Origin of the sequence: Priestia megaterium (assembly GCF_023824195.1) — a bacterium.
GTDB classification, from domain to species: domain Bacteria; phylum Bacillota; class Bacilli; order Bacillales; family Bacillaceae_H; genus Priestia; species Priestia megaterium_D.
Genome location: NZ_CP085442.1, coordinates 4,285,198 through 4,298,382 on the forward strand (window position 1 = coordinate 4,285,198; position 13,185 = coordinate 4,298,382).

Consider the following 13,185-nt stretch of genomic DNA (forward strand, 5'->3'; position numbering starts at 1 on the left):
TCCATATTTAAAACAAATTTATCACATCTTCATACAGGTTTCAACCACCTATTTTGTTTAAGGTTTTGCAGGCTGGCGGTCTTTATCCTGCGGATGCACAATACTAGGTCGCGGATTTGCTCCAGGAACCGGTGTGCGAATGATAATCTGCCATAAAGCCTGCGGATTAAATGGAAGAAACGGCCACAAATAAGGCGTATTCAATGATTTTAGACGTACCATGTAGAGAATGATAGCCGTTGTCGCAATAAGGAATCCTGGAGTATGAAATGCCGCAACAAAAATTAATAAAAACAATCTCAGCATCTTATTTGCCACTGCTAACTCATAGCTTGGCGTTGAAAAAGAACCAATGGACGCAATAGCTACATAAAGAATAACTTCCGGAACAAACAATCCTACATCAATGGCAATCTGTCCAATGAGTGCTGCAGCAATTAAACCCATAGCAGTAGCAAGCGGTGTCGGCGTATGAATGGCGGCCATCCTCAGGAACTCAACCCCTATATCGGCTAAGAAAATCTGGATAACTGTCGGAATATTTGTTGCTTCGTTTGGCCCAATAAATTGCAATTTTGCCGGCAACAGATCTGGCTCAAGTACAAATAACAGCCATAGCGGTAATAAGAAAAGAGACGCAAGAATTCCTAAAAACCGTATCCAGCGTATAAAGGTACCTACAGAAGGAGACTGCCTGTATTCTTCTGCATGCTGCACGTGATGAAACAGCGTAGTTGGTGTAATAATAACGCTTGGTGATGTATCGGTAATAATAATGACATGCCCCTCTAGTACATGGGCTGCTGCTGTGTCAGGGCGTTCTGTATAGCGTACCATCGGAAAAGGGTTAATTCCTTGTTTGACTAAAAACTCTTCAATGGATTTGTCAGCCATAGGCAAACCATCTACATCGATAGCTTCCAGTTCATCTTTTATCAGTTTAACCAGTCCTGGATCAGCTACCCCCTTTATGTACCCAATCGCTACGTCCAGTTTCGAACGTTCGCCTACCTTCATAATTTCAAAACGAAATCTTCCGTCACGGATTCGTCTTCTCGTTAACGCTGTATTGATAATGATGTTTTCAGTGTATCCATCTCTTGCTCCGCGAATCACTTTCTCTGTATCCGCTTCTTCAGGCGATCTGCCGGGATACGTACGCACATCGACTTCAAAGCCAACTTCTTCACCGTCAATTAAAACGAATAACAGTCCTGATAAAACAGAAACCATTCCATCATCTAACGTTTTTAAAGGCTTTACTTGCTGATGAATAAGACGATTTTCAACAATATCTTTTAGCTTCGCTTTTTCAACTTCATTATCATTAATTTGAACGAGCACTTTTGTAATTTCAATAATAAATGAACTGTCGCATAATCCTGTTACATAGTAAACATGAACTTCTCGATCCAAAATAAGTAATTTACGCACGCCCACATCAAAACTTGTGTTCATACTAGCGTTTTCTTTGAACCACTGATCGTTTTTTTGCACTTTTGAAAAAATAGCTGTTTTCTGCTCTGCTGGCTTACCCAAACGAATCGCTCCTTTCTAAAATAAGTCTTGCTGCTTTTTCAGTAATCGGACATCCAATTTCAATATCGTCCATCCTAGCCATTTTGCCGATATCCCCTATTCCTACAACTAAGGGAATATCGAGCTGATCCAAGCAGTAAACTGTATCTCCATTAATTCGTCCGACTTCTAACTCTTGAATTCCGCTTTTATCCACGCCGTAATGCGATATTTCTCCAAAACGATCGATGGTCACATCCACTCTTGTCCATTCGCTTTGATGAGTACGTGATGCAACGGCGATTACTCCAAGAACTTCTACTTGAGGATGCTTTGCTACGTGCAGCAAAGCAATTTCCCCTGGTCCTTCCTCTAAGAAACCGCTATCGTCGAACATCACAAAGACGGGATCATACGGTGCTTGAAGAATTAAATCTACCGTTTGACTACCTGTTAACGTAGTAGGGTTTCCGTATGATCTCGAAATGCATCTGCCACCAACCGATTTAGCCACATGCTCAATTGCTTTACGTGCATATTCATCGCCATCGGTTACAATAATGACCCTTCTTTTTTTCATAATCTTTTATCCTTTCGGTTTAAAGATTAACGCGATAATAAAAGCAAATAAAATAGCTGCTGAAATACCAGCCGAGGTAAGTTCAAAAATCCCAATTCCAATCCCAATAAATCCATGGTCATCTGCTTGCTTCATCGCTCCGTGCAGCAAAGAATGACCAAAGCTTGTAATTGGAACCGTCGCTCCGGCGCCAGCAAATTCAATTAACTTATCATAAAGACCAAACCCATCTAAAATCGCTCCTGCAACTACAAACGAACTCATGACGTGCGCCGGAGTGAGTTTAGCAAGATCAAGCAGCAGCTGCCCAATAACGCAAATGATTCCTCCTACAGCAAAAGCTATTACATACTCCATTGATCATCCCCCTCCCCAATATGTTCTAAGACGACGCCATGAGCAATTGTTGGAATTGACTCTTTTTGCTGAATCATCGTTGGACTTAAAAGAGCTCCTGTTGCCACCATAAACACTTTCTTTAAGTTTCCTAATTTTAATTCATTTAAAATATGCCCATACGTGACAATAGCCGAGCAGCCGCAGCCGCTTCCTCCTGCAAATACATTTTGATCAGGGCGATATACCATTAATCCGCAATCATTATGATTGGTTGATATATCGTAGCCTTCGTCCTTGAGCAGCTGTTTTAAGATTGGACTTCCTACACTAGATAAATCTCCTGTTAAAATAAGATCATACTCGCTTGGAGAGACGTTTAAGTCTTCCAAATGCCTTTGAATGGTATCTGCAGCAGCTGGTGCCATAGCGGAGCCCATATCGTTTGCGTTTTTAATACCATAATCCATCACCCGACCAATCGTTGCAGACGTGAGACGCACAATACCTTTTTCTTTCGAGACAAGCGCTGCCCCTGCTCCCGTAATGGTTGCCGTTGCTGTATCTGGTTTTTGTCCTCCGTACTCGGTAGGATTTCGAAATTGGCGCTCAGCCGTTGCGTTATGACTGCTCGCTGATGCAATAACACGATTAGCAAATCCCGCATCCACAAGAGCTGCTCCTGTTGCCAACGTTTCCATTGATGTGGAGCAAGCGCCAAACATACATAGAAATGGAATTTGGTTATGCCGAGCTACAAAATTAGCGGTTACGTTTTGATTTAATAAATCTCCAGCCAAAAACAAATCAACGTCTTCATATGATAAATTTACTTTTTGCAAACAGGAATCAATAGATTCCGTCATCAGCCTTCTTTCAGCTAACTCCCAGTTGTCTTCTTCACAGTGCAAATCTTTATGTGTAATATCAAATGTTTCTCCTAAAGGTCCATCTGCTTCTTTTGGTCCTACTGCTGTTCCTGTAGCATTAATGTAAATAGGATTTTCATAAACCCACGTTTGCTTTCCAGTTTTTCTCATAATCCCCCTCTTTTCATAGCAAATAAGTTTTAAAAAGGTAGCGAATGATTCCTACAATATAAGCGGAAACCGTTCCAAATACGATTACGTTTCCAGCTAGCTTGAACATATTCGTCGCAACCCCGAGAACAATTCCTTCACTTCGATGTTCGAGCGCTGCACTCGTCATGGAATTAGCAAAACCCGTAACAGGGACGGCTGAACCTGCACCTGCGAATTGACCAATACGATCATATATCCCAAATCCAGTTAAGAGCGCAGATATTAAAATAAGTGTTGCAACGGTAGGATTACCTGCATTTTTTTCATTAAAGTCAAAAAATGCAATATAGAAATTTTGAATTGCCTGTCCTAATGTACAAATGATTCCCCCTACCAAAAAGGCTTTTAGGCAATTTGCCACATATGAAGGTTTAGGCTGAAATGGTTTAATGCTTTCTTGATAGTTATCTTTTAATTTTTGATTATTTGCCATGTTACATACATCCTTTTCTTATTGATTAACAAAATAAATCCAATGAAATAATGATCCGCATACTTTGCCTAGTACAATGGCCATTAACAATAAAATAAGCTTGCCTTCCATTCCTATCCGTTTCGTTAACGTCGGCAATACATTAAGCACTTCTGTTAACGCTGCTGCCAGCATCCCAATAAAAATACCGCTCGTTAGACCTATGATCATAATAAGCACCGCAGGAAACTGCCACGTGTATTGATGAAGACTGCACCACCCGCCTGTAACAGCACCACCCACCACTCCCCATTCATATGCTTGAATATATTTCATGGTTTTGGTCAGCTGCATCAAACGCGGAATAATGCCCAGCACCGTTAAAAATGCTACAAACCCAGCACCTGCAGCCAGTCCTCCCGCAAGTCCAATTACAATGGTCATCACAATGTTAATGATCATCAATTTTTTTCATACTTTCTTTATTCTCGTGCATAATGACGTATTGATCTAAGTCTTGCTGGTAGTTAAACATTTCGACTTCGAGAGGACTAGGCTCTTCATTAATTCGTTTTCTAAAGACATGGTTAAAAAACAGAATCATTCCCAGGCCTAAACCGATAGAATAAGGCACTTGAATCAGCAAAGGCTGCTTATCTCTCAGACCGGTCAGCATATAGAACAATTTTTGATGTACTTGTCTCATACTCACATCTTCGTGAAAGTTCATAATTGCTAAAGCAGCTCCGATGAAGAGAAGAAACCAAACAGCTAGAAAAAACAAAAAGGAATATTGTTTCTTTTTATACACGACCTCTACAATCGTTTGAGCGGGTCCAATCGTCTGAATGTCTAAATGCGGATACTGAGAGGCAACTTTTTCAATTACCTTCATTAAATCAACAATGATAATATTTCGATCACTCATACTTACTTGATATACAACTAGCTTTTCAATTTGCTTTTGAACAGAATCTCCTGCTATAACCATTGCTAATTGTCCAATATTTACAGCCTCATCAGGTTTTACTTGAATACGATGCCTCATTTTAAGATAAAGAACGTTTTCCATTCATATCACACCTTACGATTCATTATCTCCCTGTACGTGTAGTATGGATTTTCTTAAATTTTCTAATTCACGTTTCTGAACAGACCATTAATTACCAAATAAAAAAAGCAATCCGTTTCACTATTCTTCTTTGAATAGCAAAACGGATTGCTTCTTAAGTCTTACGTGTCATTCATATGCAGCTTCATTTGTTTTAAGATTTTCTTCTCAAGCCTCGATACCTGAACCTGGGAAATTCCCAGCCTTGCGGCCACTTCGGACTGAGTTTGATCTTTGTAATACCTCAAATAGACAATGAGCTTTTCACGCTCATCAAGTTCTTCAATTGCTTCTTTTAAGGCAATTTTATCAAACCACTTCGCTTCCGTATGATCAGCAATTTGGTCAAGAAGGGTAATTGGATCTCCATCATTTTCATAGACGGTCTCGTGAATAGACGAAGGAGCACGATTAGCTTCTTGAGCTAGCACTACTTCTTCAGGAGTGAGATCCAAATGTTCTGCAACCTCAGCGACTGTAGGGACGCGTCCAAGTAATTTGGAAAGCTCGTCTTTTGCTTTACGTATTTTATTGCTCATTTCTTTCAGAGAACGGCTAACCTTTACCGTGCCATCATCACGAATAAATCGCTGAATTTCACCAATAATCATTGGAACAGCATATGTTGAAAATTTAACATCATACGATAAGTCAAATTTATCAACGGACTTTAATAGCCCTATACATCCAATTTGAAATAAATCATCGGGCTCATAACCACGGTTAATAAAACGTTGAACAACCGACCAAACGAGCCGCATATTTTTTTGGACGATTGTATCTCGTGCAATTTGATCACCTTGCTGACTGCGCTTGATGAGGTCTTTAACTTCATGATCCTTTAAATACGGTTCGTTTTTATTTTTTTTGACCTCCACATCCATTGGCAAGTCTCCTTAATTACATAGCGCTTTACTATTTGTTAAGTGCTTTTTTAAATATAAGGTCGTACCTTCTAATACAGTAGACTCCACGCGAATTTCGTCCATAAAGTTTTCCATTATGGTGAAACCCATTCCAGAACGTTCTAGATCTGGTTTCGTTGTGTATAAAGGCTGCTTGGCTTCATCCACGTTATCGATACCAATTCCTTCATCACGAATCATCAGCTCGACTACACCGTCTTCATGAAGCGTCACAGAAATATATACCACACCATCCGGATTGCTTTCGTAGCCGTGAATAATAGCATTTGTTACTGCTTCAGATACGACTGTTTTAATTTCTGTTAACTCATCCATTGTTGGATCTAACTGCGTAATAAATGATGCTACCGTGACGCGGGCAAACGATTCATTTTGACTAAGGGCAGAAAATTGGAGGTTCATTTGATTTTTCATTATGCCACCCCCAATTTTTGAAGCGCGTTTTCTTCATTAGGTTCAAAACGAATAATTTTAAATAAACCTGACATATTAAACAAACGTTCTACGGCAGGGGAAATAGCGCATACAACCATTTCCCCGCCGTTATTATGAACCTGTTTGTATCTCCCTAAAATAACCCCCAAGCCAGAGCTGTCCATAAAGGTTAAATGCTGTAAATTTAAAATCAAATGGCTGATAGATTCCTTCTCTATCGCTTCGGTGATTTTGCTTCTTAGCTCTTCTGCCGTATGATGATCTAATTCTCCTGTTAATCGAACCAACAAGACATCTTGTTTGAATTCCAATTCAATCGAAAGACTCACTATACAAACCTCCTCGGAAATCTTATAGTCAGTCTTTCGCTGCCGACAGAATAGAATCCTTCTCACCGACAAAACTAGTTCTATTTCGTCACATTTAGCTGTTTAAGATGTTTGAGAGAAAATAGAGAATGTACGTTTGAATATCTTCCACCAAGAAGCAGCATCGATATCTTCTTTTGCAAGAAGCGGTGAAGAACTAACTACTTTGTTATCCTTCTTAATGGTCAACGTTCCAATTTTGTCGCCTTTTTGAATAGGCGCATTTAGCTTCTCGTTCATTTTCACTTCTGTTTTAACGTCTTTGGCTGCATTTCCTTTTTTCAATAAAACAGAAATAGGCTCGGACGTAACAGCTGTTACCTGATCTTCGCTACCCTTGTTTACATCTATCTTGGTAATAACGTCTCCTTTTTTGTATAAAGGCTTCGTTGTATATTGACTGAATGCGTAGTCTAACATTTTGGTTACTTGATTATTGCGATCTTTTGGCGTGCTTGCACCGAATACAACCGCTAACACACGCATATTTCCCTTTTTAGCGGTAGCTGTTAGGCAATACTTAGCTTGACCTGTAAATCCCGTTTTGAGTCCATCAACGCCGGGATAAAACTTCACTAAGCGATTTGTATTTACTAACCAAAACTTCTTATCTGTATCCGTGCGTAAATAAGCTTCATATTTACTTGTATAGTTAATAATTTTTTCATACTTTAGTAGCTCTCTGCCCATCATGGCCATATCATGAGCTGTGCTATAGTGATTTTCTACGGGCAGGCCTGTCGGATTTTGAAATTTTGTATGAGTCAAACCAAGCTCTTTCGCTTTTTGGTTCATCTTTGCTACAAATTTTTCTTCTGATCCAGCTAAATATTCAGCCATTGCCATAGAAGCATCGTTACCAGAACCTATCGCAATCCCTTTTAGCAAATCATTTACCGTCATTTCTTCTCCGGGCTCTAAAAAGATTTGTGAGCCTCCCATTGAAGCGGCATATTCACTTGCTCGCACTTTATCTTTTAAGGTAATTTTCCCTTTATCCAAAGCCTCCATAATTAAAATCATTGTCATAATTTTAGTCATACTGGCAGGGGGAAGTTCTTGATTACTATTTTTTTCGTATAGAATTTTTCCTGTATCCCGTTCAATTAAAATAGCTGACCTAGCACTGTCAGCAAGCTCAGAATTCTTTTTTTCTGCGGCTAAAACAGGTTGCGTCATAAGTGGAAATAAAAATATGACAACGAGTAACTTTACAATAGTTCGCTTCATCTCCACAAACCTCCATTCTTTATACAACCTATTTTTTCCAAGGTATAATCGATTTATACTAAACGAAATAAAAAAAGCATCGAGAAATTCTCGATGCTTGAAGTCATATTTTCTTCTTATTTTTGATAAGCTGGAAGCTGCTTTACTACTTCTTTTACAAGCGATAAAAACTGCTGTTTTACTTTTTCAGTCGTTTCAATCACTTCTTCATGATTTAACGGCTGATCTAAAATGCCAGCTGCCATATTAGAAATACAAGAAATACCTAGTACTTTCATACCTGCATGGCGTGCCACAATAACTTCTGGCACTGTAGACATACCGACCGCGTCTCCCCCGATAATGCGAAGCATGCGTACTTCAGCAGGCGTTTCATATGTTGGACCTGTATTTCCTACATATACACCTTCTTGTAAGGCGATATTTAAATCAGCTCCTACTTTCTTCGCTAATTGACGAAGATCCTTGCAGTAAGCAGTTGACATATCCGGGAACCTTACTCCAAAATCAGAGTCATTAGGCCCAATCAAAGGGTTGGTTCCAAAGTTATTAATATGATCAGAAATAATCATTAAGTCTCCTGGATTAAAGGATTCGTTCACTCCGCCTGCTGCATTCGTTACAATCAACGTTTCTACCCCGATTTCTTTCATTACGCGCACTGGAAATGTTACTTTATCAAGGGCGTACCCTTCATAAAAGTGAAAACGTCCTTGCATAGCTACAACCGGTACGTCATGAATAGTACCTATTACTAATTGACCTGCGTGACCTTCAACTGTTGAAACCGGGAACTCAGGAATGTCGTTATACGGAATTTTTACCGCGCCTTCAATTTCGTCAGCTAATACCCCTAGTCCAGAACCTAAAATAAGCCCAATTGTTGGTGTAACAGCTGATTGATTTTTAATATATGCTGCTGCTTTTTCAATATATTCTTTTTTCATACTCCATTCCCCCTGCTTAATTCAACTCTTTTAAAAAACTTTTTCCATGCTTAGGCATTGCTACGCCAAAATTTTCTGCTACCGTTGCGCCAATGTCCGCAAACGTTTGACGAATAGAAAGTTCTTTTCCTTCTTGCATGCCTTTATTGTACACAAGAAGCGGCACGTATTCACGCGTATGGTCTGTCCCATGATGAACAGGGTCATTTCCATGATCAGCTGTAATAATCAATAAATCATCTTCTTTTAATAAATCAAATACTTCTTCTAATCGTGCATCATATTCTTCAAGCGCTTGCCCATATCCTTGTGGATCGCGGCGATGACCATAAAGCGCATCAAAATCAACTAAATTTAAGAAGCTTAAGCCTGTGAAGTCCATGTTTAATGTATCAACTAGCTTATCCATGCCGTCCATATTCGATTTGGTACGAAGAGATTTTGTTACCCCTTCTCCGTCGTAAATATCAGAAATTTTACCGATAGCAATAACATCAATGTCATTGTCTTTTAATTCATTCATTACTGTACGTCCAAAAGGCTTTAATGCATAGTCATGACGATTGGATGTACGTGTGAAGTTACCTGGTTCACCTAAAAACGGGCGAGCGATAACACGTCCAATCATATATGGATCATCAAGTGTTAATTCACGAGCAACCTCACAAATTTTGTACAATTCATCAATTGGAACAATTTCTTCATGAGCAGCAATTTGCAAAACAGAATCCGCTGATGTATAGACGATTAAGTCACCTGTTTCCATATGCTGTTTTCCTAGCTCATCTAAAATTTCTGTACCAGACGCTGGTTTGTTCCCAATGATTTTTCGACCTGTTTTTTCTTCTAATTGTGAAATCAGCTCTTCTGGAAATCCATCTGGAAACACATTAAAAGGCGTATCAATATTAAGACCCATAATTTCCCAATGCCCTGTCATTGTATCTTTTCCTGCAGAAGCTTCCTGCATTTTTGTATAGTAAGCCAACGGTTTTTCGGCTTTATCGATTCCTTTAATTTCACGGATATTGCTTAGGCCAAGCTTAGCCATATTAGGCATATGAAGACCGTTGCAGTGCTCTGCAATATGACCAAACGTATCAGCACCTTTATCATTGTATTTTTCAGCATCCGGTGATTCACCGATACCTACTGAATCCATGACAATTAAAAATACGCGTTTATATGTATGCGCCATTTTATTCCCTCCAAATATCAATTTATTTATTCTCTATAAAATTCCCGTTTGGAAATAATTTAACCATCTTCTCTTATTGGTCAGAAGTCTGACCTCTCTATTAGTATAGACGCTTTTTATTTTTTTGTACACATGAATGAAAGTGTTTTCAATCAAAAAAACCAATGTCTATGAACTCATTGGACATTGGAATCTTCCTACGCTCGCGGATGAAACTGATTGTATACATCTTTTAAACGTGCTTTTGTGACATGTGTATAAATTTGAGTGGTCGAAATATCCGCATGCCCGAGCATTTCTTGAACGGCTCTCAAGTCCGCGCCGTTCTCTAACAAATGAGTAGCAAACGAATGCCGTAACGTATGAGGAGTTAATTCTTTTTCAATTTTTGCTTCAGAAGCTAACTTTTTTAATATTTTCCAAAACCCCTGCCTTGTTAAACGCCTTCCGTGATGATTAACAAAGAGTGCTTTGTCCTGTTCCTTTTGCTTTGTTAAAACACTCCGGCTATGCTGTAAATACTCTTCGATAGCCTCCGTTGCCAACCTTCCGATGGGGACAATTCTTTCTTTATTCCCTTTTCCGATACAACGAATAAATCCCATCGTCAAATGTGCATCATCAATATTTAAGTTAACGAGTTCAGACACACGAATTCCAGTAGCATAAAGCAACTCAAGCATCGCTTTGTCTCGTATGCCAAAAGGCGTCGAAGTATCAAACACATTTAACAGCGCCTCTACTTCCTCTGCATTTAGCACTTTTGGCAGCTTGCGCTCAAGCTGCGGAGTATCAATATGAACGGATGGATCTGTATCCGCTGCTTTTTCTCTTAGTAAGAATTGATGAAAAGATCTAGTTGAAGCCACATGTCTCGCAATCGTTTTAGATGACTTTTGCTGATCACTTAAATATTTCAGAAAATTAACGATGTGGAGTCTTGTTACTTCATTAAATGATTTCAGCTGCTCTACATGCTCTAAATATTGAGCATACTTTTTTAAATCTCGTTCATACGAATCAATCGTATTTTTCGCCAGTCCCCGCTCTACTACTAAATAATGAATAAAATCTTGAATTTGATCATTCAATAGCCTCTACTCCCCGTTTTGATAAAACATAAATAAACGCTCTAGCCACGTCTGATCTTTGTTCACACTTGCTTGCATGACCTTAACTGCTGAACCCGACGGCTCATCATAACGTTTATAATTTTGATACTCTTGAGATACCCATATCATTCCAAAATAAAACAAAAGAGTAAACCCGGTAAATAAGATAAATACTTTACATGTATTATATACCATTTCAGCCCATGATTTCATGAAACAATTCCTCCAATTTTTGATTCTATTAGAAGATATGCCAATTGGGACAGGTTTTATACATGTTTCTTGCCTTTATACGCTGAGTTCTCTTCTGGACATTTCCTTTCTTTCTATAAAACCATGTAGCTTATAACCTCGTTATTTTTTTCTATTTATGTACAACAAAAAACCTTCTCCATTAGGGAAAAGGCTTTTACTGCTTGTCTTCTTTATCCTGACAGCGATGGCAAATGCCATGAAATGTCAAGCGGTGATCTTTAATTTTAAAATTCCATTGCTTTTCCACAATTTCTTCAACGTCTTCAAGCAAATCTTCTTGAATTTCGTCCACAGATCCACATTCCATACACACAAGGTGATGATGAAAGTGTGCGGCTCCTTCTTGTCTTAAATCGTAGCGAGAAACGCCATCGCCAAAGTTTATTTTATCAACAATTTTAAGTTCAGTTAACAATTCTAACGTACGATAAACAGTTGCCAATCCAATTTCCGGAGACTTTTCCTTGACGAGGAGATATACATCTTCGGCACTTAAATGATCCTCTTCATGTTCAAGAAGTACTCTTACAGTCGCCTCACGTTGAGGTGTCAATTTATAGCTAGCTGAGTGCAACTGCTGCTTAATTCGCTCAATTCGACTTTCCATAATTATTCCCTCCCTCGCCATTCACTAATCCATTATATCAGATGTGTCGAGGGTGTCAAAATAAAGTTATTATTAATAAGAAAAAAGAATTCTTTTTACTTAATACTTATTCTTACTTATTTAATAGAGCCATTACACTTTTCATTAAAGTAGGTGATACGTACGCTTCAACTGTAGCTGCACAGGCAACCAAACATACCATTGCAATCATCGTGCCGCTATAGCGTAAAAAGGATGCGGAAATAGGCTCCGCTGCTTTTTTAAAGAACTGCTGCCGCACAAGCTTCAAAGAAAAGGCAACTGAAGCTGCAGACAAGATCAGAAATGCCGGTATGAGAAAGATATTTTGCGGCATAACAGATACAAAAGATAGCACAAACCCAGAGAGTCCCATTTGATTGACTAAAAAGCCTACGGTAAAACCAATCACCATTCCTTTTAAAAACAGTAGAATTAACACTACAGGCAAACCAATAATAGCAATTCCTAGTATCCAAATGAGCCCCAAGTATTTAACATTGTGAAAAAAACTTTGCTGAAACATTTCAACGCTGCTTGCTACTTCTCCACTCTTTACCTGTCCGAAAAACCGGTTTAAATAGAAGTACAGGTCTTCTTTTTGATCAAGCGTCAAACTATTTACAACAATAGCCCCAAAAATGATTCCCATTAAAAACAGCACGGTCACAAACAAATAAATAGAACTGTTTTCTTGAAAATGTCTTGCATACGATAATGGCAATTGTTTTTTTCTCATCGTCTTCCTCCTATTAATCGCTTAATAGAGTGTATGATAGAGTACAAAAACTATGCCAAGAATCTTTTAAATCTATCAAATAAAAAAAGAGATTGAGACATAATGAAATCAATCTAATCTAAATAAGAACAAATGAGATAGTATGGATCGCTTGTGACAACGCTGTTGATTTCCATGCAAGGCTTCGCTTTCCGCGGGCGGCCGCTAGAACCAACTATATAAATGAAATCTACGTTCACCATCACCTTGAAAAAATCCGAACGAATTTGATTCTCCATCAAGAATCTCTATTCATCGTTCGGATTTTCCTT

The 13,185-nt window shown here is 38.8% G+C and carries 18 protein-coding genes; all 18 read right to left on the reverse strand.

Annotation, left to right across the window (positions count from 1 at the left end; all coding sequences use genetic code 11):
• Positions 1 to 57: 57 nt before the first annotated feature.
• Complete coding sequence (locus LIS78_RS22215) at positions 58 to 1,539, reverse strand: spore germination protein (protein ID WP_252284370.1); 1,482 nt, start codon at positions 1,537 to 1,539, stop codon at positions 58 to 60.
• Entirely contained in the window at positions 1,532 to 2,098 is a 567-nt protein-coding gene (gene spoVAEA, locus LIS78_RS22220) for a stage V sporulation protein SpoVABEA (RefSeq protein WP_280640295.1), read from the reverse strand. Before spoVAEA ends, LIS78_RS22215 begins: the two co-directional genes overlap by 8 nt.
• Before the next feature lie 6 nt (positions 2,099 to 2,104).
• Positions 2,105 to 2,455, reverse strand: a complete 351-nt coding sequence (gene spoVAE / locus LIS78_RS22225; protein WP_013059069.1) for a stage V sporulation protein AE — start codon at positions 2,453 to 2,455, stop codon at positions 2,105 to 2,107.
• A complete protein-coding gene (gene spoVAD, locus LIS78_RS22230; protein WP_252284371.1) occupies positions 2,443 to 3,474 on the reverse strand; it encodes a stage V sporulation protein AD in 1,032 nt (343 codons plus the stop codon). Before spoVAD ends, spoVAE begins: the two co-directional genes overlap by 13 nt.
• Positions 3,475 to 3,487: 13 nt before the next feature.
• On the reverse strand, positions 3,488 to 3,949 hold the full coding sequence (spoVAC, locus tag LIS78_RS22235; RefSeq protein WP_013059071.1) for a stage V sporulation protein AC: 462 nt from the start codon (positions 3,947 to 3,949) through the stop codon (positions 3,488 to 3,490).
• Positions 3,950 to 3,967: 18 nt separating this feature from the next.
• Positions 3,968 to 4,390, reverse strand: a complete 423-nt coding sequence (locus LIS78_RS22240) for a stage V sporulation protein AB (RefSeq protein ID WP_014458301.1) — start codon at positions 4,388 to 4,390, stop codon at positions 3,968 to 3,970.
• The gene (locus LIS78_RS22245; RefSeq protein ID WP_014458300.1) at positions 4,380 to 5,000 is read right to left on the reverse strand and encodes a stage V sporulation protein AA; all 621 of its coding nucleotides are present in this window, start codon (positions 4,998 to 5,000) and stop codon (positions 4,380 to 4,382) included. Before LIS78_RS22245 ends, LIS78_RS22240 begins: the two co-directional genes overlap by 11 nt.
• Positions 5,001 to 5,161: 161 nt before the next feature.
• Positions 5,162 to 5,923, reverse strand: a complete 762-nt coding sequence (gene sigF, locus LIS78_RS22250) for an RNA polymerase sporulation sigma factor SigF (protein ID WP_013059074.1) — start codon at positions 5,921 to 5,923, stop codon at positions 5,162 to 5,164.
• 12 nt (positions 5,924 to 5,935) lie between these two features.
• Positions 5,936 to 6,379 carry an anti-sigma F factor gene (spoIIAB, locus tag LIS78_RS22255; RefSeq protein ID WP_013084935.1) on the reverse strand — a complete coding sequence of 148 codons (444 nt, stop codon included), beginning with the start codon at positions 6,377 to 6,379 and terminating at the stop codon, positions 5,936 to 5,938.
• Entirely contained in the window at positions 6,379 to 6,729 is a 351-nt protein-coding gene (gene spoIIAA, locus LIS78_RS22260; protein ID WP_013084936.1) for an anti-sigma F factor antagonist, read from the reverse strand. The genes spoIIAB and spoIIAA overlap by 1 nt, the downstream gene beginning before the upstream one ends.
• A 102-nt stretch (positions 6,730 to 6,831) precedes the next feature.
• Positions 6,832 to 7,998: a D-alanyl-D-alanine carboxypeptidase family protein gene (locus LIS78_RS22265; protein WP_028410701.1), complete on the reverse strand. Its 1,167-nt coding sequence runs from the start codon at positions 7,996 to 7,998 to the stop codon at positions 6,832 to 6,834.
• Between the two features lie 116 nt (positions 7,999 to 8,114).
• Positions 8,115 to 8,945: a purine-nucleoside phosphorylase gene (locus tag LIS78_RS22270; RefSeq protein WP_013084938.1), complete on the reverse strand. Its 831-nt coding sequence runs from the start codon at positions 8,943 to 8,945 to the stop codon at positions 8,115 to 8,117.
• Between the two features lie 16 nt (positions 8,946 to 8,961).
• On the reverse strand, positions 8,962 to 10,143 hold the full coding sequence (deoB, locus tag LIS78_RS22275; protein WP_209150645.1) for a phosphopentomutase: 1,182 nt from the start codon (positions 10,141 to 10,143) through the stop codon (positions 8,962 to 8,964).
• A 197-nt stretch (positions 10,144 to 10,340) separates the two neighbouring features.
• A complete protein-coding gene (gene xerD, locus LIS78_RS22280) occupies positions 10,341 to 11,234 on the reverse strand; it encodes a site-specific tyrosine recombinase XerD (protein WP_013059080.1) in 894 nt (297 codons plus the stop codon).
• 6 nt (positions 11,235 to 11,240) lie between these two features.
• Positions 11,241 to 11,468, reverse strand: coding sequence for a YqzK family protein (locus LIS78_RS22285; protein WP_013059081.1), 228 nt, complete (start codon positions 11,466 to 11,468; stop codon positions 11,241 to 11,243).
• A gap of 196 nt (positions 11,469 to 11,664) precedes the next feature.
• Positions 11,665 to 12,117, reverse strand: a complete 453-nt coding sequence (gene fur / locus LIS78_RS22290) for a ferric iron uptake transcriptional regulator (protein WP_013059082.1) — start codon at positions 12,115 to 12,117, stop codon at positions 11,665 to 11,667.
• Positions 12,118 to 12,229: 112 nt separating this feature from the next.
• Positions 12,230 to 12,874, reverse strand: a complete 645-nt coding sequence (spoIIM, locus tag LIS78_RS22295; protein WP_116073553.1) for a stage II sporulation protein M — start codon at positions 12,872 to 12,874, stop codon at positions 12,230 to 12,232.
• Between the two features lie 113 nt (positions 12,875 to 12,987).
• Complete coding sequence (locus LIS78_RS22300; protein WP_195781907.1) at positions 12,988 to 13,152, reverse strand: hypothetical protein; 165 nt, start codon at positions 13,150 to 13,152, stop codon at positions 12,988 to 12,990.
• Between the last annotated feature and the right edge of the window lie 33 nt (positions 13,153 to 13,185).

Excerpts from the sequence above, each read along its gene's own strand:
- spoVAEA (WP_280640295.1), bottom strand. The coding sequence starts at position 2,098 with ATGAAAAAAAGAAGGGTCATTATTGTAACCGATGGCGATGAATATGCA.
- spoVAE (WP_013059069.1), bottom strand. The coding sequence starts at position 2,455 with ATGGAGTATGTAATAGCTTTTGCTGTAGGAGGAATCATTTGCGTTATT.
- spoVAD (WP_252284371.1), bottom strand. The coding sequence starts at position 3,474 with ATGAGAAAAACTGGAAAGCAAACGTGGGTTTATGAAAATCCTATTTAC.
- spoVAC (WP_013059071.1), bottom strand. The coding sequence starts at position 3,949 with ATGGCAAATAATCAAAAATTAAAAGATAACTATCAAGAAAGCATTAAA.
- LIS78_RS22240 (WP_014458301.1), bottom strand. The coding sequence starts at position 4,390 with ATGATCATTAACATTGTGATGACCATTGTAATTGGACTTGCGGGAGGA.
- LIS78_RS22245 (WP_014458300.1), bottom strand. The coding sequence starts at position 5,000 with ATGGAAAACGTTCTTTATCTTAAAATGAGGCATCGTATTCAAGTAAAA.
- sigF (WP_013059074.1), bottom strand. The coding sequence starts at position 5,923 with ATGGATGTGGAGGTCAAAAAAAATAAAAACGAACCGTATTTAAAGGAT.
- spoIIAB (WP_013084935.1), bottom strand. The coding sequence starts at position 6,379 with ATGAAAAATCAAATGAACCTCCAATTTTCTGCCCTTAGTCAAAATGAA.
- LIS78_RS22265 (WP_028410701.1), bottom strand. The coding sequence starts at position 7,998 with ATGAAGCGAACTATTGTAAAGTTACTCGTTGTCATATTTTTATTTCCA.
- LIS78_RS22270 (WP_013084938.1), bottom strand. The coding sequence starts at position 8,945 with ATGAAAAAAGAATATATTGAAAAAGCAGCAGCATATATTAAAAATCAA.
- deoB (WP_209150645.1), bottom strand. The coding sequence starts at position 10,143 with ATGGCGCATACATATAAACGCGTATTTTTAATTGTCATGGATTCAGTA.
- LIS78_RS22285 (WP_013059081.1), bottom strand. The coding sequence starts at position 11,468 with ATGAAATCATGGGCTGAAATGGTATATAATACATGTAAAGTATTTATC.
- fur (WP_013059082.1), bottom strand. The coding sequence starts at position 12,117 with ATGGAAAGTCGAATTGAGCGAATTAAGCAGCAGTTGCACTCAGCTAGC.
- spoIIM (WP_116073553.1), bottom strand. The coding sequence starts at position 12,874 with ATGAGAAAAAAACAATTGCCATTATCGTATGCAAGACATTTTCAAGAA.
- LIS78_RS22300 (WP_195781907.1), bottom strand. The coding sequence starts at position 13,152 with ATGGAGAATCAAATTCGTTCGGATTTTTTCAAGGTGATGGTGAACGTA.